At 25.5% G+C, this 20,261-nt stretch carries 21 protein-coding genes; 1 reads left to right on the forward strand and 20 read right to left on the reverse strand.

Features of this window, described 5'->3' with window-relative positions; all coding sequences use genetic code 11:
* Positions 1-17 precede the first annotated feature (17 nt).
* From J2Z53_RS09440 to J2Z53_RS09455, 4 genes are all read right to left on the reverse strand, one after another.
* Positions 18-299 (reverse strand): ArsR/SmtB family transcription factor, encoded by a 282-nt coding sequence (locus J2Z53_RS09440; RefSeq protein ID WP_209797246.1) that lies wholly within the window; start codon positions 297-299, stop codon positions 18-20.
* Between the two features lie 114 nt (positions 300-413).
* Positions 414-998, reverse strand: coding sequence for a DUF4878 domain-containing protein (locus J2Z53_RS09445; protein ID WP_209797247.1), 585 nt, complete (start codon positions 996-998; stop codon positions 414-416).
* Positions 999-1,024: 26 nt separating this feature from the next.
* A complete protein-coding gene (locus J2Z53_RS09450) occupies positions 1,025-1,624 on the reverse strand; it encodes a DUF4878 domain-containing protein (RefSeq protein WP_209797248.1) in 600 nt (199 codons plus the stop codon).
* A 116-nt stretch (positions 1,625-1,740) separates the two neighbouring features.
* Positions 1,741-2,385 (reverse strand): FMN-dependent NADH-azoreductase, encoded by a 645-nt coding sequence (locus J2Z53_RS09455; RefSeq protein ID WP_209797249.1) that lies wholly within the window; start codon positions 2,383-2,385, stop codon positions 1,741-1,743.
* 151 nt (positions 2,386-2,536) lie between these two features.
* Here J2Z53_RS09455 and J2Z53_RS09460 point away from each other — a divergent pair, with 151 nt between their 5' ends.
* The gene (locus tag J2Z53_RS09460) at positions 2,537-2,806 is read left to right on the forward strand and encodes a DUF1294 domain-containing protein (RefSeq protein WP_209797250.1); all 270 of its coding nucleotides are present in this window, start codon (positions 2,537-2,539) and stop codon (positions 2,804-2,806) included.
* Between the two features lie 65 nt (positions 2,807-2,871).
* Here the strand turns inward: J2Z53_RS09460 and J2Z53_RS09465 are convergent, their stop codons facing one another.
* The 16 genes from J2Z53_RS09465 to J2Z53_RS09540 all read right to left on the reverse strand — a co-directional run bounded on the left by J2Z53_RS09465 (position 2,872) and on the right by J2Z53_RS09540 (position 20,125).
* Entirely contained in the window at positions 2,872-3,855 is a 984-nt protein-coding gene (locus tag J2Z53_RS09465) for a glycosyltransferase family 2 protein (protein WP_407927659.1), read from the reverse strand.
* Between the two features lie 107 nt (positions 3,856-3,962).
* Positions 3,963-4,637, reverse strand: a complete 675-nt coding sequence (locus J2Z53_RS09470; protein ID WP_209797252.1) for a cation:proton antiporter regulatory subunit — start codon at positions 4,635-4,637, stop codon at positions 3,963-3,965.
* Positions 4,638-4,832: 195 nt separating this feature from the next.
* Positions 4,833-6,368, reverse strand: a complete 1,536-nt coding sequence (cls, locus tag J2Z53_RS09475) for a cardiolipin synthase (protein WP_209797253.1) — start codon at positions 6,366-6,368, stop codon at positions 4,833-4,835.
* A 32-nt stretch (positions 6,369-6,400) separates the two neighbouring features.
* On the reverse strand, positions 6,401-7,411 hold the full coding sequence (locus J2Z53_RS09480; protein WP_209797254.1) for a sensor histidine kinase: 1,011 nt from the start codon (positions 7,409-7,411) through the stop codon (positions 6,401-6,403).
* Entirely contained in the window at positions 7,408-8,079 is a 672-nt protein-coding gene (locus J2Z53_RS09485) for a response regulator transcription factor (protein ID WP_209797255.1), read from the reverse strand. Before J2Z53_RS09485 ends, J2Z53_RS09480 begins: the two co-directional genes overlap by 4 nt.
* A gap of 88 nt (positions 8,080-8,167) precedes the next feature.
* On the reverse strand, positions 8,168-10,150 hold the full coding sequence (locus J2Z53_RS09490) for an ABC transporter permease (protein WP_209797256.1): 1,983 nt from the start codon (positions 10,148-10,150) through the stop codon (positions 8,168-8,170).
* Positions 10,140-10,907, reverse strand: coding sequence for an ABC transporter ATP-binding protein (locus J2Z53_RS09495; RefSeq protein WP_209797257.1), 768 nt, complete (start codon positions 10,905-10,907; stop codon positions 10,140-10,142). Before J2Z53_RS09495 ends, J2Z53_RS09490 begins: the two co-directional genes overlap by 11 nt.
* Positions 10,908-11,206: 299 nt before the next feature.
* Entirely contained in the window at positions 11,207-11,893 is a 687-nt protein-coding gene (locus tag J2Z53_RS09500; RefSeq protein ID WP_209797258.1) for an ABC transporter ATP-binding protein, read from the reverse strand.
* A 13-nt stretch (positions 11,894-11,906) separates the two neighbouring features.
* Entirely contained in the window at positions 11,907-14,417 is a 2,511-nt protein-coding gene (locus J2Z53_RS09505; RefSeq protein WP_209797259.1) for an ABC transporter permease, read from the reverse strand.
* 183 nt (positions 14,418-14,600) lie between these two features.
* Positions 14,601-15,047 carry a YhcH/YjgK/YiaL family protein gene (locus J2Z53_RS09510; protein ID WP_209797260.1) on the reverse strand — a complete coding sequence of 149 codons (447 nt, stop codon included), beginning with the start codon at positions 15,045-15,047 and terminating at the stop codon, positions 14,601-14,603.
* 184 nt (positions 15,048-15,231) lie between these two features.
* A complete protein-coding gene (locus tag J2Z53_RS09515; RefSeq protein WP_209797261.1) occupies positions 15,232-15,636 on the reverse strand; it encodes a gamma-glutamylcyclotransferase family protein in 405 nt (134 codons plus the stop codon).
* Positions 15,630-16,271 carry a pyroglutamyl-peptidase I gene (pcp, locus tag J2Z53_RS09520; protein WP_209797262.1) on the reverse strand — a complete coding sequence of 214 codons (642 nt, stop codon included), beginning with the start codon at positions 16,269-16,271 and terminating at the stop codon, positions 15,630-15,632. The genes J2Z53_RS09515 and pcp overlap by 7 nt, the downstream gene beginning before the upstream one ends.
* Before the next feature lie 50 nt (positions 16,272-16,321).
* Positions 16,322-17,254 carry a DUF979 domain-containing protein gene (locus J2Z53_RS09525; RefSeq protein WP_209797263.1) on the reverse strand — a complete coding sequence of 311 codons (933 nt, stop codon included), beginning with the start codon at positions 17,252-17,254 and terminating at the stop codon, positions 16,322-16,324.
* Positions 17,255-17,278: 24 nt separating this feature from the next.
* Entirely contained in the window at positions 17,279-17,941 is a 663-nt protein-coding gene (locus J2Z53_RS09530) for a DUF969 domain-containing protein (RefSeq protein WP_407927660.1), read from the reverse strand.
* Between the two features lie 239 nt (positions 17,942-18,180).
* The gene (locus tag J2Z53_RS09535; RefSeq protein ID WP_209797265.1) at positions 18,181-18,492 is read right to left on the reverse strand and encodes a hypothetical protein; all 312 of its coding nucleotides are present in this window, start codon (positions 18,490-18,492) and stop codon (positions 18,181-18,183) included.
* Positions 18,493-18,739: 247 nt separating this feature from the next.
* Positions 18,740-20,125, reverse strand: a complete 1,386-nt coding sequence (locus tag J2Z53_RS09540) for a radical SAM protein (protein ID WP_209797266.1) — start codon at positions 20,123-20,125, stop codon at positions 18,740-18,742.
* Positions 20,126-20,261: the final 136 nt, after the last annotated feature.

The following is a 20,261-nucleotide window of genomic DNA, read 5'->3' on the forward strand; positions in this document are numbered from 1 at the left end:
TCCTCCTCAAAATATTTTTATATATCAAGCAATATTTTTACCATTTCAGCTATTTCTTTATTTTTAATTTTATAAATAACTTCTAATCCGTGTCTTTCCCCTTCTATTATTCCAACACTTCTAAGTTTTTGAAGATGTTGAGAAATTGTTGACTGAGGCATATCTAAACATTCTTGCATAAAATTTACGTTACAATTTTCCTTTTCCATTAATCCTCTAACTATACATAATCTAACTGGATGAGCTAAAGCTTTTAAAATTTCTGCTTTATTTTCTAATTCTTTATAATTATTATTCACAAGTTCACCTTCTAATTTATCTATTATCGTTATATCGTAATATTACGATATAACGATAATAATGTCAATAAAAAAAATCATTCTAATAATTAATTATTAGAATGATTTTTTTTATTAATCTAATATTTGTTCTGGATTTAATCCTCCTAAGATAGCTTGTAGTACTTCTTTATCATTTTGAATCTTCCATTTACCATCTTCATTTTTTAATTTTATTACCACTTTAGTAGTAATCATAGGAGTTGATTGATTTTCCAAAGCACTTATAAATGCTTTATCAAAGTTATTTCCTATATCATCTCCATTTAATCCATTACCATTTAAAGCATTTTCATTAAAATTAAGAGATTGAACATCTTGCATATAATTATTATAAATATAAGTTCCATTAAGAGCTGTTACTTCTGTTTCTACATCTACTTCTTTTCCATCTTCTTTTGAACTTAATATTTTATATGATATTTTGCCACTCCAATATTTTAAAGCTTCCTGTCTATTTTGATTATAACTTTCAAATTTAAGTATTGATTTTTTTAATAAACCACCATCTTCAACATATTCATCAGCCTTATTTAAATCCATTTTTTCATATGAATTAAAAAAATCTTTAACACTATTTTCAGCCTTTGTTTTACTTCCACACCCAACTAAAGATACCATCATAAATATAGCAATTAGTGGTAATATAATTTTCTTCATTCTTTAGTATCCTCTTTTCCTTTAATCTAAAAATTTAGTTTTTCAGGATTAAGTCCTCCATAAAGAGCCTTAACTAAATCTTTATTTCCTATGATAAACCATTTGTCATCTTGTTTCTTTAAATTAATATCAACTTTATTTGTTACAATTTCATTGTTTTTACTTTTTATAAACTCAATTAACTTTTTATCATATTCATTGAAGTACTCTTCCTTCTTATCTTTATCTTTTTCAGATGATGCCTTTATTCTTAATTCTTTTAAATTTTCTACATATCCTTTGTATATCTTTTCTCCATCTAATGCAGATATTTTAACTATAACCTTTCCTTCATCTCCATTTTCTTCAGAAGATTTTATTTCATAACCAGTCTTTTCAATCCAATATTTTATTGCCTCTTTTTCACCATTAGTAAAGTTATTATATCCTTTAGCCTTTATATCCTTGTTAACTAATAAATAACCTTTAGCTTTTTCAAAATTTCCTTTTTTAAAATCTGCAAAAAAAGCATTAACAGTATTTTCTGGAATGTTTTTATTAGTTTTTTCCTTTACTTCTTCATTTCCACATCCAATTAAAGCAAATATAATTCCTAAGGATAATATTATTGCCGTTAATCTTTTCATATAACTTTCCTCCCCCTTTTATTTAATTATACCAACTATTATTGATACGATTGTATTAGTTGTATGTTATTAACATTAATTTTACTTTAATTTTTTAGAAATGAATTTATATTTTATTATTCTTCTAAATCATCTATAATGTTATCTATCTTCTTTATTGCTTTCTCCTCTGCTTCTATTTTTGAGTCCCTATCAAAACCTATTCCGTCAATTAATAATTCCTTAAACTTTTTTATTCCTAAAAACTTCATTATATCTTCCACATACTCAACGCCTTGATTTATTTTTCCTCTAAGAATCCAAGGTATAGGTCCACCTGATGATTGAACATAAATCATTTTTCTTTCTTTATCATCTAATGTACCTTTTATTTTATCTTCATTTAAAATCATAGTTTTTCCATTTTGAATAATACAATCTATATATTCCTTTAATGGAGCTGGAAATGATAAGCTCCACATAGGTGCTGCAATTACGTAAATATCTGCTGACTTAAATTGATCACATAACTGATTAATTCTATCAACTTCTTTTTTATCCTTTTCATCTAATTTATTATATCCTTCTTCGTCTACTATACAATTTCTATCCTTAAAATATTTATATTCTAATCTTGGAATATGATCATCATATAAATTAATTTCTTCTAGAATACAGTCTGGATTATTATTTAATATTTTATCTACTAATCTTCTTGAAACCTTTCTACTTGATGATTCTGCTTCTGGCTTTGAATTAACAATTATATATAACAATTTCATAAAAACACACCTCTTTCATTTTTCCTTTTTAGTATTCTTTATTTAGAGTATTATTATTCTAAAAATTGCTATATACTTTTATATTTTATTTTCATATTATTTTAAATAAATATTAAATATAGTAAAATACTTCTCAAGGAGTGATTTAAATTTGAGTTATTTATTTAAGATATATTTCATAATTATAAATTTAATAGGATTTTTTTCTATGTTAATAGATAAAGAAAAAGCAAAAAAACATAAATGGAGAATTCCAGAAAATACACTAATTTTTATTGCTTTAATAGGAGGAAGCATTGGAAGTTTTATTGCAATGAATTTCTTTAGACATAAAACAAAACATTTTAAGTTTAAAGTTGGTATTCCTATTATATTAATTATTCAGCTAATTTTAATTTACTGTATTAAAATATCATATTAATATAAATATATAATTTGTTAAGTAATAAAAAATAAAGGTTAGAGTATTTTTTAATACTCTAACCTTTATTTTTTATCTTTTAATTTAAATTCATTTATTGTTTCTTCTCTTTTTTCGTATTTTGGACCTTCATAATCGTCAATAAAATATAATGGTCTATTCTTTACTTCAATAAATATTCTTCCAAGATATTCTCCAATAACTCCTAAGAATATAAGCTGTATTCCTCCCATTAAAAGCATTACACATATAAGACTTGAATATCCTGGAACATCAATACCTAAAATTAATGTTTTTATAATTATGTATATCATATATACAAAAGAAAAAAATGCAATTATTACTCCAAAAATTGTAGCAAGTCTTAATGGAGCTGTTGTAAATGATGTTATACCTTCTATTGCTAAATCTATAAGTTTTAAGTAGTTCCACTTTGTTTCTCCAGCAATTCTTGGATCTCTATCAAACTCTATAGCTTTCTTTTTAAATCCAATTAAACTAAACATACCTTTTGTATATCTTTGTTTTTCAGGAAAAGCTCTTAAAGCTTCTATTGCTCTTCTACTTAAAAGTCTAAAATCTCCAGTATCTTCTTGGATTGGTACTTTTGAAACAGATTGAAGAACTTGATAGAACTTTTTAGAAGTAAACTTTTTAAGCCAAGTTTCTCCTTTTCTACTTCTCCTTTTAGCATAGACATCATCATATCCTTCTTCATAATACTTAAGCATATCAACAATCAGCTCTGGAGGATCTTGTAAGTCAGCATCAATTATAGCTACAACATCTCCAGTTACATAATCAAAGGCTGCTCCCATTGCAACTTCTTTTCCAAAGTTTCTTGAAAGATTTACATAGCATACTCTAGGGTCTGTCTTTCTATATGATTTTACTATATCTAAAGAACTATCTTTGCTTCCATCATTAACAAATAAAAATTCCAATTCATAATTAGGAATTTTCTTTCCAAGTCCAACAAGTCTCTCATATAAGTAAGGAAGAGATTCTTCTTCATTATACATAGGTATTATTATTGATAATTTCTCCAATATCATAACTTCCTTTCTAAACCAAATAAAATATTATTATAAATACACTTCTTTAACCATTATACGATTATATTTTATATTCTTCTATATTTCAACATAAATAAGTATTACTTAGATACATATTTAAACTCTTCTCTTATATTTTTAAGATTACCATAAACTGTTATAGTATCAAAAACTTCAAATACATAGTCAGGAGTAGGGAACTTTATGAATTCTCCACCTTTATCAATATTTAAGACTTCTATTTCCATATCTTTAAGACCACTTTCTATTATACTCTTTCCTATTATATGTGCATCCTTAGATAAATAAATTTCATATATTCCATATCCTTTATTATTAGTTATTAAAGTAAAGTGTATATTGTTTAGTTTGTCCCATAATTTAGATTTTAAAACCTTACTTTCTATTCCTGATTCAATTTTTTCAAGAAGAGAAGATTTATGTATGTAAAATGCTACTGCAATAAAAAATAGTATAACTGCAAAAAATCCTATACTTGTTACTGTATCTGAAAGCATAGTTACAAAAAATGATATAAAAGTTGCAGTGCTAACATAACTTATAACCATAAGCCAGCTTGCAAGTTTTCTTCTTGTTGGATGTTGTACTATCATTTCACTTTCCCTAGTTGTAAACCCTGTACTTGATAGCAATGATATAACTTGAAATTTTGCTTTTGTAATAGGCATTCCAGTCATTCTAAACAGTATTGAAAAAAAGTCTATAACTAAAAGAAATATTGTCATAAATAATATAAAAGTTAATATTAAAACCATATCATTTCTCCCTTAATAGTATTTTCTAAAGTTTAATTATATAATATGTATCTTATTTTTATGTGAACTTCTTGTAAATTAAGGGTTTCTATGTTATTAAACTAAAAATAAAGGAAATATTGCAAAATAATATAACTTGTTTAAGGTATTATAAATTATCCTTTTAGTTATTATTTTTACAATAATCTCCTTACACTACATAAGTGGTGCAAATACTCTAAATATAGCTGTTAGTATTCTATTATAAACTTTAACATGTTTACAATCTTCTAAAGTTATTTTAGTACACACATCCAATATTTTTAAATAATCTTCTTTTATTTCCATAACTGATTTTGTTTTATACAACCAAACTCCACATTCAAAATGAAGATATAAACTTCTATAGTCAAAATTTATGGTTCCAACTGTTCCTACTTTATCATCTGATACAACAGTTTTTGAGTGTATAAAACCTGGAGTATATTCATATATTTTTACTCCAGCTTTTATAAGTTGTGGATAATATGCCCTTGTAACTATATGTGCATACCATTTATCTTCTATATGTGGAGTTATTATTTTTACATCCACTCCACCTTTAGCCGCTAATGTTAGTGCTGTTACAAGTTCATTGTCTATTATAAGATAAGGTGTACTTATATAAACATAATCCTTTGCTTTACTTATTATATTTAAATAAACATTTTCTCCAACAATTTCATCATCTAATGGACTATCTCCATATGGTTGGACATATCCATCACTTTTAAAGGTTAATTTATCCTCTTTAGTATACTTATAATCCTCATAATTAACTTTTTTACCACTATTAAAGCTCCATAGTTGAAGAAACATTACAGTTAAATTCCAAACAGCTTCCCCTTTAATCATTATAGAAGCATCCTTCCAATGACCAAATCTAACTATCTCATTTATATATTCATCTGCTAGATTTGTTCCTCCAGTAAATGCTGTGTGTCCATCTATTATAGTTATCTTTCTATGATCTCTATTATTTAATATTATAGAAAGAAATGGTACAAAAGGATTAAATACTTGGCACTTAATTCCTTTCCTTTTAAGATTCTCATTATATTTATAAGGTAATGTCTTTAGGCATCCCATATCATCATATATAAGTCTTACATCTACCCCTTCTTTTGCTTTTTCTTCTAAAATACTTAAGATTTCATCCCACATTTTTCCTTCATTAATTATGAAATATTCCATAAATATAAACTTTTTGGCCTTTTTTAACTCTTGTAACAGTCTTTCAAAAAATTTTTCACCAGGTGAAAGATATTCTGTTGTTGTATTTTTATATACTGGTGCCATAGCGTATTTACTAGTATATCTTGCCTCATTAGCTATATATTTGTCTATTTCCTCTAATTCCCTTATTATACTTTCATCTTGAACTGCTAATTCTTTTGACTGATTATATACTCTTTTAACTTTTCTTTTGAACCTGTTGTTCATTTTTTTTCCACCAAATATTAAATAAAACAAACCTCCAAAAATAGGGAATAATAAAACTGGTATAGCCCAAGCTAACTTATAAGATGGGTTATCTGTTCTACTTACAATGTAAATCACTACTAGTACACTTATTACAAAAAAGAATACATACAAATAAACGAAAGATTCACTAAGCTTCCATATTGCAAATATTAAAACAAGTAATTGAACAAATAATAGGAAACCAACTATAGCCATTCTACTAAATAAAAAGTCAAATATCTTTCTCATATACTCCTCCTTAAATGCTATCTAAACTTATTCTAATAAAAATTGGTATTTTGTCCAAGAGGAAAAATAATACTTACCCTTGTTCCTTCATTCTTTCTTGATTGTAAATCTAAACTTAAGCCTAGCTTATCACATAATGTTTTACATAAATAAAGACCTATTCCTGTTGATTTACCAAATATTCTACCATTCTCTCCTGTAAAACCTTTTAAAAATACCTTATTAATTTCTTCTTCTATTATTCCAACTCCATTATCTTCTATAATTAAAATAATTTTATTTTTTTCTTTTTTAGTATGTATAAAAATTCTTCCACCTTTATTTGTATATTTTAAGGAATTAATTATAATTTGATTTATTATAAATTCAACCCACTTTATATCACTAAATACATAGAGGTCAACTTCTTTAATATCTAATAAAATTCTTTTTTCTATAAAATCTCTTGAATTTTTCTTTATAACATTATTTATAGCTTTTTTAATGGAAAATTCTTTTACTATGTAATCTTTGTTAGCTTCATCACTTTTTGAATAATATAATACCTGCTCAACCATTTCATCTATCTTTTTAAGTTCTTTACTTATATTTTGAGTTAATTCATTTTTATTATTATCTATAATTAACTTAGATGATGCAATTGGAGTTTTTATTTCATGAACCCACATCTCAATATATTCTCTATATTCTCTTTGTTTTTCCTTATAATGTTTAACATGTTCATGCATATCTTTGTTTGTATCTTTTAAAACATCATACATTATTTTTCCTTCTAAAAAATTAGGCTTATTAATAACTTCTGGAAGCAAAAATTTTCTATCTAATTTTTTTGTTACTTCAGTTATATCATCAAAAAATTTCTTTTCTTTGAAAAATTCAAAAATTATATAAGAAATTAAAGGTGAAAACCAAATAAAAAATAAAACAAAAATTATTCCACTTCCAAAATTAAACAAAATCATAAATAATGCAACTATACTAAATATAAAAATATTTAAAATTAAAATAAGTCCTTTGTCTTTTAAATAATCTAAAAACTTCATGGCATTATATACCCTAATCCTCTTCTAGTTTCTATTACATTTTCTACTCCAATTTCTTGAAGCTTCTTTCTTATTCTAGTTATATTAACAGATAAAGTATTATCATCAACATAATAATCTGAATTCCATAAGTGCTCCATTAAATCTTCTCTACTTACAATTTCACCTTTTCTATCCATAAGATAAGATAAAATCTTCATTTCATTTTTTGTTATTTCTATTGTATTTTCTCCTGATGTTAATGTTCCCTTTGATAAGTCAACTTCAAAATTTTTATAAGTTAACTTACTGCTTTTTTCTGATTTTCCATAAGTTCTCCTTAAAATTGCTTCAATACGGGCTAATAATATTTGAGTATTATAAGGTTTTGTTATAAAATCATCTGCGCCTAAATTCATACTCATAATTTCATCCATATCACTATCTCTACTTGTAACAATTATTATTGGTATACTTGATTTTTTTCTAATTTCTCTACATATATGATATCCATCAAAATATGGTAAATTTATATCTAATAATATTAAATTCGGATTAGCTTCTAATATATCACAAGTTATATTTTCAAAATCTGTTGGAGCATAAGCATTATAACCATACTTTGAAAGTAATTTTTTTAATTCTTCTCTTATAATCTCATTATCTTCTACAATTGAAATTTTAAACATAAAATCCCTCCCTTTTAGATTATTATATACTATAAAACAAAATAATAAGCTTAACTTTCTGTCAAGCTTATTATTTTTTGTAATTATTTTATATTTTCTTAACTATATTCTTATAACTTATATATGTTGTAATAAAATATCCACCATATATAATAATTATTGCTCCCATAGTTATTAATGAAGATTCTACTATACTTCCTCTTCCAAATAGTTCTATAAAATCACTAGCTACACAAATTCCAACAATTGAATGAACTATTCCCAAAACAAGTGGTAACATGAAGTATGCTAAAGTTTGAATAAATATTGATTTATTAATCATACTGTTTGGAGCACCTATTCTTCTTAATGAATTATATCTGTCTGCGCTATCACTAGCTTCTGATAGTTGTTGAAGTGCAAGTACTGCTGCACTTGATATTAAGAATATTATTCCAAGGTAAAGTACAACATAAAGTATCATTACTGTTGTTCCCTTCATTGATTCCATTACTTCATTTTTAGTTAATAACATCAAAAATACATCTTTTGTTTTTTTAATATTATTTTCAAAGAAGTTTGTAATATAATCTTCTGATGCTTTTTTATCATTTCCATAATTAATATTTAAAATATATTGTTCTGGAGATAATCCCTTTATTAAATCATCTGGAATAATAAACTCAAAATCTCCTGAAACCATTGATGTTTGTAATGATTTATCTATAATTTTTTCATCATAAATCTTATACTCTTTTCCATCAATTTTTATTTTTCCACTTTCTTTTATAAGTTTTTCAAGAGTTGGCTTTAATATAGACATATTACATTGAATTGCCACTTCATTGGCCTTTAAATTTAAAGGTTTTTCTCCCTTTAATTTTCTTACCTTATTGTAATCTGAAATACTTACAGCAGATAAGTTAGAATTAAATCCTTTATCTACATTATTTCTAACTTTTGTATCTCCATATTTATATAAAGTATCTTTTGTTGTATTTTTTAATTTATATACTGTTACATAACTTGCCTTATATCCATTAGGAAGATTAAATTTATTTTCTTTTAAAACATTCTCTAAAGTTTTACTACTTTTCTCTGCATACATTGTAACTGTGGCATCAAAGGGTGTTGTACTATCTATATTTTGTCTTTTAAAACTTACACCAACTGAAAGTATGCTTATTGTTAAAAATAACATTAAACATATAACTGCCATTGAAATAAAGTTTGTATTTATTTTGCTATTCATTTGTCTTAATGTAAATATATTAAGTTTTCTTAAATATATTTTTTTATTTTTTTGAATTATTAAAATTAAAAAGCTAGTTAATCCATAGAAAAATAATATTGTTCCAACAATTCCAAGGACTATTGACATTTTAAACTTTAAGTTAATAATGTCTAAACCTGTTTTAAGTACTAAGTAATATGCATAACCTATCATTACAATAGAAAATAAAAATATAACTCCTGAAATTATAGGATTTTTTATTTTTATTTTTTCATTTTTCTTATGGGCAGTTAAAAGATCTATTAATTTATATCTTGAAATAACTATTGTATTAAATATCATTACAAGTAAAAATATTATTCCAAAATAAATTGCTGTTTTTATAACTGAATCCATTGATACTATGAACTTATATTTATCAAGGCTTACTTCAAATAATTTTGCTGTAATTAATGATAGCCCTTGAGATAAAACAATTCCTAAAATTAATCCTGCAATTAATGAAAATATACCAATAATAAGTTCTTCAAAAACTAATATTTTTGAAATTTTTCTTTTACTCATACCAAGGTACATATAAATTCCAAGTTCTTTTTTTCTTCTTTTTATTAAGAAATTATTTGCATAAAGTATTAATCCACATAAAATGACAGAAACAAAAATAGATATTATACCCATAATTTGTGATAGTGTTTTCATATAATCTTTTGTGCTTGCATTTATAGCTACCATTGAATTTTGATTACCAAGAGTATTAAAACTATAAAATATTGCAACTGCAAAAGTTAAAGTTAAGAAATAGATTGTATAATCCTTAAAACTCTTTCTAACATTATTTAATGCTATATTAGAATACATCTTTTGTTTCACCTCCTAGAAGAGTTACAACTTCAATTATTTTATTGAAGAAATCTTTTCTAGAATCATTTCCCTTTAAAACTTCATTAAATATCCTTCCATCTTTTATAAATAAAATTCTATCTGCATAGCTAGCTGTAAATGGATCGTGAGTTACCATTAATATAGTAGCCTCTAACTCTTTATTTATTTTTTCAAAACTTTCTAAAAGTTGTCTTGCTGATTTAGAATCTAAAGCACCTGTTGGTTCATCTGCTAAAACTAAAGAAGGATTTGTAACTATAGCCCTTGCAGAGGCAACTCTTTGTTTTTGACCTCCTGATACTTGATATGGATATTTATTTAGTATTTCATAAATTCCAAGTTTTTTTGCTATTTCCTTAACTAATTTATCTACTTCCTTAGCTTTTCTATCTTGTATTGTTAAGGCTAATGCTATATTTTCATAAACAGTTAGAGTATCTAAAAGATTATAGTCTTGAAATATAAATCCTAATTTATCTCTTCTAAACTTTTCTAATTTCTTTCCTTTTAATTTTGTTTCGTCTTCACCTTCTAAAATAATTTGTCCTGTTGTTACATTATCTATTGTAGAAATACAATTTAAAAGAGTTGTTTTACCACTTCCTGAAGCTCCCATTATTCCTACAAATTCTCCCTTTTTTACATCAAAGCTTATTCCATCAATAGCTTTTGTTACATTATCTTTATTTCCATAATATTTTTCTATATTTTTAACTTCTAAAATATTGTTCATTAAAATTTCCTCCTAACAATTACTTATCTTATGTGTTTATTCTACTATGTTAATTAATTTCATCATATTGAATTACTTTTCATTAAGCTTACAGTTTTGTAAGAATTCTATACTAAAATAAATTTATAAGTGAACTACTATACATTACAAAAATAAGTAACTTAAAAGAGTTTTTCTACCTTATTTACCTGTATTTTATTAATATAAAACAATATTAACTAGTTAGCTAAAAATTTATATACTAAATCAACTAAAATTATTAACAATTACTTTTTGTACTTAATATAAAAATCTAGGATTTATATTAATTCCTTAGAAACTACTTCACCATCTTTTAAAAGAATAATATGAGTTCCGTAATCCGCTGACTCCTTTGAGTGAGTAACATTTACTATAGACATTCCTCTTTCCACATTTATTTTTTGAAATAATTTCATTATTTCAGTTCCTGTTTTTGAATCTAAATTTCCTATAGGCTCATCTGCCAAAATTATTTCTGGTTTATTTATTAAAGCTCTAGCTATTGCAACTCTTTGTTGCTGTCCACCTGAAAGCTCCCTTGGAGTTACTTTTCTTTTATGAGATAACTCTATTATATCTAAAATTTCATCCAAATCCTTTTTATGATCCTTTAACCTTCCACCATCTAATGCTATTGGAAGAAGAATATTATCTTCAACAGTAAGATTTTGAACTAAATTATAAAATTGAAATACAAATCCAAAATCCCGTCTTCTAAGTTTACTCATTTCTCTATCATTAAGCTTACTAAGATTTTTACCATTTAAAAGTACTTCTCCACTACTTGGAGAATCTAATCCTCCAAGTAAATATAATAATGTACTCTTCCCACATCCAGATGGGCCCATTATTGATACGAATTCACCTTTTTTTACCTCTAAATTTATATTTTTTAATATGTCAATTTTTTCATTGCCGACTTTAAAACTTTTACACAAATTTTTAGTTTCAATTATCCTCTCCATAAACTTCACCCTTTTACTCATACTTTATTTCTTTAACTACTGATATTTTTGAAGCTTTAAACACTGGTGCAAGGGATGCAAAAAGCATAAGTATAATTCCAAATAAGCATAAACCTATAAGTTCCTTATATGGAATTATTATTTTTAAATAACTATCTAAAGATAAGGTTATCTCTGGTACAAATCTACATATAGCTACCCCTATAATAACTCCAAGTATGCTACCAAAAATCCCTATTGTCATTCCTTCAATAAATATCATACCGTTTCTTTGTAATTTACTCATTCCAACTGATGCTAATACTGCAAGTTCCTTTCTCCTTTGCATAAAACTTACCATTAAGTTGTTCATTATTCCAAGAGAACCTATTACTAGTGCCATTATTGAAAAACTTTCTAAAGAACTCATAAGTCCTCCATTATTTTTAAGTTCTGTATCTTCTAATTGTTTTTTTGTTTTTATTGCTACACCGTAATCTTCAAGTTTTTTCTTTAATTTTTTATCTAGTGCAGATTGTGAAATTTTATTTCCTTTAACTAAAATCTCATTTGGAACCCTTCTATTAAAATCTTTCTTAAAGTTTTTTTCACTAATTAAACAATTTCTTTTATTAGCACTTATTGGAGATGCTAAAAATCCAGCTATCTTGTATTCATAACTTTTACTATCAATTATAATATTTATTTTGTCACCACTTTTAAATTTATATTTTTTATTATATATATCAGCTAAAATGATATATTTCCCATCACTTAACTTACTCAAAATTTCCTTATTAGAATCTGAATTACTATTAAATATTTTTTCACCACTAAAGTACTCATTATATTTTTTAGGATTAAACCCTTTAAGCACTCCTATATGAGTTTTATTACCTTTAATTTCCACATTATGTTCACTATATATCTTCTCATAGCTTTTAACTTCTTTTCCCTTTAGATCTTTTAATTCACTTAAAATATTTTCATAATTAGTTTTTGAAAGACCTGATATAGAAACCTCATAATCCTCTCCAGAATAAGAATTTGTTATTAAACTCTTTACACTATATGAGGCTACATATATAGCAGTAACTGCAGCTAAAGCAGTACATATTAAAACACCATTATTCATTAAGTTTTTTGAAGTAGCAATATTTTTTAAAGCTAAAACTCCAATATTTCCAAATAGTAATTTATAAATACCCTGTAATACTTTTGATAAAACTTTAAATATTATAGGTATAATCATAACCATTCCAATTAATACTGAAAAAGCACAGCTGATACTTATTAAAAAACTTCCAGTATTCTCAAATTTATTTATATAAATAAATGGCCAAATTATAAGTATAAATCCAACAATCCATAATAGAGGATGTTCCTTATTACTTACTGAATACTCCCCTAATATTATTTCTTTTACAGAAAACTTTGAAACACTTAATATTGGAATAAGAGAACTTATTAAACATAATGCTAGTGATATACAGTATGATATTATTAAATTTTTTAAGTCAAAATTTACTGTTGTATTTATTCCAAAATCCTTAAATTGATTAGCACTATCAGATAGTAAATATAATATTGGGAATCCAAGTCCTGTTCCAATTAAGCATCCAATTACTCCATATATTAAACTTTCAAGTATTATAAGAAAATCTGTTTCTAACTTAGTTGCTCCAACACTTCTAAATGTTCCTATAACTCCCATTCTTTCTATTATAGTAACCTTAAAGGATGAGTAAATTATAAATGCAGCCATTAATATTACAACTGAAAGCATTACGTAAAATGGTATTGTAAATTGTTTAACCATATTATCTAGTGAATCTTTACTTAAAGTTTCTTTTATTAAATAATCTTTTAAATTACCTTTCCTTAAGTTCTTTGCACTTTCATTTGTTTTAATTAATGCTGAAGTTAATAATTCTTTCCTATCTAACATTTTAGATAAACCACTGTTACTCATTACAATTGTAATTTCTCCTGGTTTCTCTGTAAAAAATCCTGATGGAAGGGACACCTCTTCTATTTTTAATTTTAAATTTTTTCCTTCACTTTTTACTTTAAAATCATTTCCCTTTTTTAAATTAAAATCTTTAATAAATTTTTCTGAAATTATAACTTTATTTTTACTTATATTATCTTCATTTTTATCTTTTTCATAAAAATCAATAGGATTTATCCTTTGAAGATTTTTTATATTATCTACTGCTAATATATTAACCTTTAATGACTTCCCCTTATCCTTAAATAAGCCAACTCCATTATATATATAAACCTTTTCATTATCTTTAAAATTTTTATTTAATTTTTTCTTATCTATAAAAGGATCATTAGAACTTTCCTTTGAAGTTATTATTATATTTGCATTCCCAAACTCTGCTTTATTTTTATTAGTTACCATTTCCTTAAAGTTATCTGAAGTTCCAAAGGATGCAAATGTCATTGCAGTAGTTATTGCAACTGCCATTAATATTAATATACTTCTTAATTTCTTTTCCCATATATTTTTAAATAAATATGTAAACAATATTTTCAATACTTTCTCACCCCAGACATAAACAATCTTATTTTTTTATTTTTTACTTAATAATATCATATAAAAAAAAGCATTTTTATTTACTTTTATAATTTATTATATTTTAACCCAATTAAAATAAAAGGAGCTTATCTATAATAGATATAGCTCCTTAATATATTTAAATAAAAACTACATTTTTAATTATACTGGTATTTTTAATACTATTTTTCTTATATCTTCTTTTTCATTAACTTTTAATCCTGGCATATGAGCATCTTGTGGATAGAATAATGCAAATGTTCCTTCTTTTAATAAAACTTCACATTCTCCTTCACCTTTTAAGCTACAGAAATCTCCTTCTTCATTGTATTTTACAATTTCCATATTATTAAAATATCCATATCCTATTTTTTCTTGTCCTTTTACCATATACTGAATATCTATATATCTTTTATGTGATTCCCATTTTCCTTCTGCAATATCTTTAGTAGTATATTCTGATATTGCATAAAAAAAATCTTCTCCATCTATTTTATGTGCCCCTTTTTCATCATTTGAAAAATCATGAGTTTTTAAAAATTCACATGCCTTTTTCATAATTTCATTATTACAATACATTTCTAAATTTTCTAATCTGTCTAATATCATTTTTCTTCCCCCGTTAAAAAAGTTATATAAAAATATACTCTATATTACATAACTTTAATTTATTGTTATTAATTACCTAATTTAATTATATTTATCTAAGAAAACATTTTCAAGTAGATTTTATCTTTTTATTAGAAAAAGCAACTTAATATCCCCATTTTATTAAGCTGCTTCTATTTATAAATTATCTATTTAACCAATCCCCACTATTAACCAATATTAAATTATCTCTCTCATTTCTCTTTGAAAATTTATTGTATTTATAAAAATATGCTTTTTCTTTAGTCCCATCTTCTAAAGAAACCTCTATTTCTTCCCTTATATATTCTGAATTTTTATCTCCATAAATATAACCCTCAAGCTCATCTAATTCACTTAATGTTCTATTAAAATCTTTAAATTCCATTAATTCCCCAACAATTTCTTTATTCCCACAAACAACTGCAGGATACCCTTTATTTTCTATATGGAATAATTCTCCATTAATCTTTCCTAATTTTAACCCTTTAACCTTACCCTTTAATAACTTATCATAGTTGAACATCCCACTTCTAAGACTTCCATACACAAATACCTTATTAACTAACATATTTCTCCACCTACTGTCTTTATATCTTCACCGTATATAGTGCAGGCTTCTATAGCTAGTTCTATCCCCTTAACAATCTCCTCAATAGACATAAATGGTGTGTTTTTCTTATCAATTACTTGAGATGTTGCATATGGAATGTGAATAAATCCCCCTTTAATATTTGGATACTTTTTATCAATCATATATAAAACCCCATACATTACATGATTGCATACAAAAGTTCCTGCTGTATTTGATAATGTACTTGGAATTCCATTCTCATTTAAGTGTTTAACAATTCCTTTTACTGGTAAACTTGAAAAATAAGCTCCTTCTCCGTCTTTTCTTATAACTTCATCCACTGGCTGATTACCTTCATTATCTTTAATTCTAAAATCATTAATATTTATTGCTACCCTTTCTGGAGTAATTTCAAATCTTCCTCCAGCTTGTCCTATTGATATTACTACATCCGGTCTATTCTCTAAAATAGCTTTTTCAATTACATTTAAGGATTTTTCATAAACAGTTGGTATTATAAGTTTTATAACTTCCGCTCCATTTATGTTTTCTGAAACTCTCATAACAGCTTCCTCAGCTGGATTTATTTTTTCTCCTCCAAAAGGATCAAAGCCTGTTAATAATACTTTCATTTGTAAATTCCTCCCTCTTTTGTTTTTGTATATTTATATTAAATAATTTATTAAAACGCTAAGAAATACATTGCAAATATATGAATAACTAATAAGATTATAGCTGTTGGTGCTTGATGTTTTATTACTTCATATTGATTTTTACAATCTAATAAGGCTGATGGTACTATGTTAAAGTTTGCTGCCATTGGAGTTAAAAGTGTTCCACAATATCCAGCTGTAAGAGCTAAAGCTCCAACTATTACAGGATTACCTCCTTGTGCAAGTACAAATGGAACTCCAATTCCTGCTGTAATTACTGAAAAAGCTGCAAAACCATTTCCCATAACCATTGTAAATAGTGCCATTCCAAGTACATAAGCTACTACTCCTAAAAATCTACTGTCTTGTGGTACTATGCCAGAAATTTGATTTGATATAACATCTCCAACTCCAGCCTTTGTAAATAATGCTCCAAGTGCAACTAACAATTGCGGTAACATACTAGTTGGTCCCATTTGATTAAAAAGTCGTGCTCCATCATTTATTGCCTCTTTAGGTTTTGCTTTAGTAATTAAAAATGCAACTATTATAGCAACTATTGCACCTATCCCAATAGCAAATTGTGATGAATTTTTATACTTAGTAAGAGCCATTGCAACTATAACTGATGCTATTGCCAAAACTAATGAAGGTATAAAAATCTTATTTTTGAATTTTTGTGAAGCTTTTAATCCTTCTTCTTCAGTTGCAACATCATATTTTGCAAAAACAACTTGCTTTGAAAGAGTTAATAAACTTGATAATATAAGTATTCCACCTATTACATTTGAAGGCAATACTTTACCTAAAATAAAAGGTATAGCCATCATAATCCAAAATAATGCAGTAAAATATTTTTTGTTTGAATCTATAGTTTTATATGCTTTATATGATATAACTAGCATAAGTAATCCCATTGTTATATAAAAAATCTCTAAAGATACATTTATAAATTCTTGCATAAAATTTCCTCCTATTCTTCAAAATTATTTATTATACTTCTTCTCTAATTTCTTATCATAAATATAATTTTGGAGTAAAGAAATTATAAATGCTACTATTGCCATAATAAAACTGGCCTTTGCAATACCTAAAGCTGTAACGTTATAACCAAATTCTGTTAAAGTACTTGATATTAATAGTACTCCTGAACTTCCTGCAAAAAGATTTTGTCCAAAGAAATTTCCAATATTTTCAGATGATGCTGATAAAGCTTTTATCTTTTCTTCATCACTTTCATCTATTTCTCCATATTTAGTATTTGCTGCAGCTTGAGCCATTGGATTAACTAATGGTCTAACAAACTGAGGATGTCCACTTATTCTTATTGAAAGAGCCCCCATCAATTCTCTAATTAATGTATAAACACTTAATACTCCTCCAGTTGTAAGTTTTCCTAATCTTTTTATTAAATATATAGCCCTCTGTCTCAAACCATATCTTTCTAGTATACCGATTACAGGTAAAGTTAAAACGAATAAAGAAACTGCTCTATTAGCTACAAAAGATTCTCCAAGTATAGTTAGAATTTCGTTTAAGTCCATTCCTGCAACAAGCCCTGTTGCAAGTCCTGCTACTAATACTGTAAATAAAGTTTCTATTTTAAATACAAAGCCCAGTATTACGATTAAAATTCCAATCAACTTAATCATTAGTTACTTTCACTCCTATCTTACTAATACTTAATTAAAAGCCCTTAGTTTTTCTTGTTTTTTTAATTAATCTATATCTTGTTTAAAATAATATATTATTTTATTTACAATTTCAATATATATTTTACAGTTTATTCATATTTGTAATAAATTATTACACCTTAAGGAAATTTTAAAATATAATTTTATAAAAAATAGGCATTTACAATAAATATTTATTGTAAATGCCTATTTTCCTATTCTTCCTCTTCAATTTCTATATTATTATATTTATTTAATCTTTCTTTACATATTTCTATATCTTCCTCAGTAAATAAGTGTCTATACCTTTCATCTAATACTAAATTTTCTATTGATAAATCCAATCTTCCACATTTAGCTAAAGTTTTTAATTCACCTTGATCTAATTCTCTAATTGTTTCTTTAACTGTAATAATCGTTCCTTTTGTATTAATTTTCTTAAGTACATAATCTAGTTTAACATTACATTCTAAATCTGCTTCCCTATATAAGTTTATAATATCCTTATACAATTCAAAACTATTCATATCTTCCTCCGTATTATCTGTAATTATTATGCTACTTATTAGTATACTCTATAAGAAAATTTCTTCAATAAAGAGCAATTAAATTGATTATATTTTAATTAAATGTTAATTTTATATTTCTTTATTATTATTTATTTTTTACAAAATTTATTTTTAATTAAACAAAATAAAAGAATTACCTAATAATAAATTTTATAATTATTAGATAATTCCCTAATTATATTAAAATTAAATTTTATATTGATATTTAGCCTTTTGCAAACTCATAATTACCTGTTCCATTAAATTCCTTTTGGAATTCTTCTGCTGCCGGCTTACTAAAGTCTTCTGATAATTTATCTAACTTATCCATAAACTCTTTATCAGTAACCATTAAATTAGCACTAGGATGTGTAGGTTTTGCTCCTGTAACCTTAACTATTTCTCTTATTTCTTTTGGATTATCAACCATTGGACAAGGTCTTAACAAGTTTTTATTATATGGTTGCCTCTTCCTTAATTCTTTAAAATAAGGAGTTTGGAACACTTCTATAAGAGGCCTTCCCTTTACATTGTCAGTTGAAAAATGTGAGAATATGCAAGGTTCTACATCCTCTTTTGAATTTATATGACAATAGAACTTTCCTGCAATACAGCCACCAACATAAGGTGCATCATTAAAGAAATCTATTGTAAATATCTTTTTAGTTTTTCTTATTTTTCTAGCTCTTCTTCCAAGTTCTAATCTTTGCTCTGGAGTTAACATAAAGTCCATGTCTTTAATAGGATCATCACCAACTGGCATAAACATAAAGTACCAAATCATTCTAGCACCTTTTTCAATTATCATATCTATAAATTTATCTGAAGTAACTGTATCTATATTCATTCTTCCTGTAGCTGAAGAAACTCCAAAAGGTATTCCCTTTTCTCTTAATAAATCCATTCCCTTCATAACACAATCAAAAACGCCATCACCTCTTCGGCCATCAGTTTCTTCTTTAAATCCTTCTAATGAAAACATAGGCATAACATTACCTAGCTTTGCAAGTCTATCTGCTAACTTTTCATCAAATAAAGTTCCATTTGTAAATGGAGTAAAATACATATCATTATATTTTTCATATATATCTAACATATATTCATTAAAGAATGGTTCTCCTCCAAGCACTATAATATAATAAATTCCAAGATCTCTAGCTTCTTTTACTAATCTATCAACTTCTTCAAAAGGAATATCATCCTTCTTGCTATAATTTGCAGCATAACAACCTGTACACCTTAAATTACATCTCATTGATGGACTTATTAATATTGTATAAGGTACTTTAGTATCATATATTTTCCCCATTTTAGCTCTCTTTGGCACACCATACCAAGTAGCATTGCCAACAAAATTTGCAAAAAATTTGCTTAAGCAATTTTTATTTGTATGTATAAGAATGTCTTGAATAAAATCATGTATTGATGGTACTTCTTCATAATATTTTTGTATATCATCAATTCCTTGCTTTGAATACTCATCTCTTATACCTTTACGTATTACACTAAATATTTTATCAACATTCTCTTCTGGATTCTTTTCTAATAATTGAATTCCAGCCTTTATAATAGCCTCTTTTGTACTTTTCTCTATGGTATCTTTAATATCCATAAAATCACCTCTTCAATAAATAATATTGAGTAATACAAAGCTTAGGAATAAGTATTAGAGAATATTTTAATAAAATTAAATTCCCCCAATATATTCCATTATATTTCTTTTATTATTATTTATCAATAATTTACCA

This window comes from Clostridium moniliforme, from assembly GCF_017873235.1.
Lineage (GTDB): Bacteria > Bacillota > Clostridia > Clostridiales > Clostridiaceae > Clostridium > Clostridium moniliforme.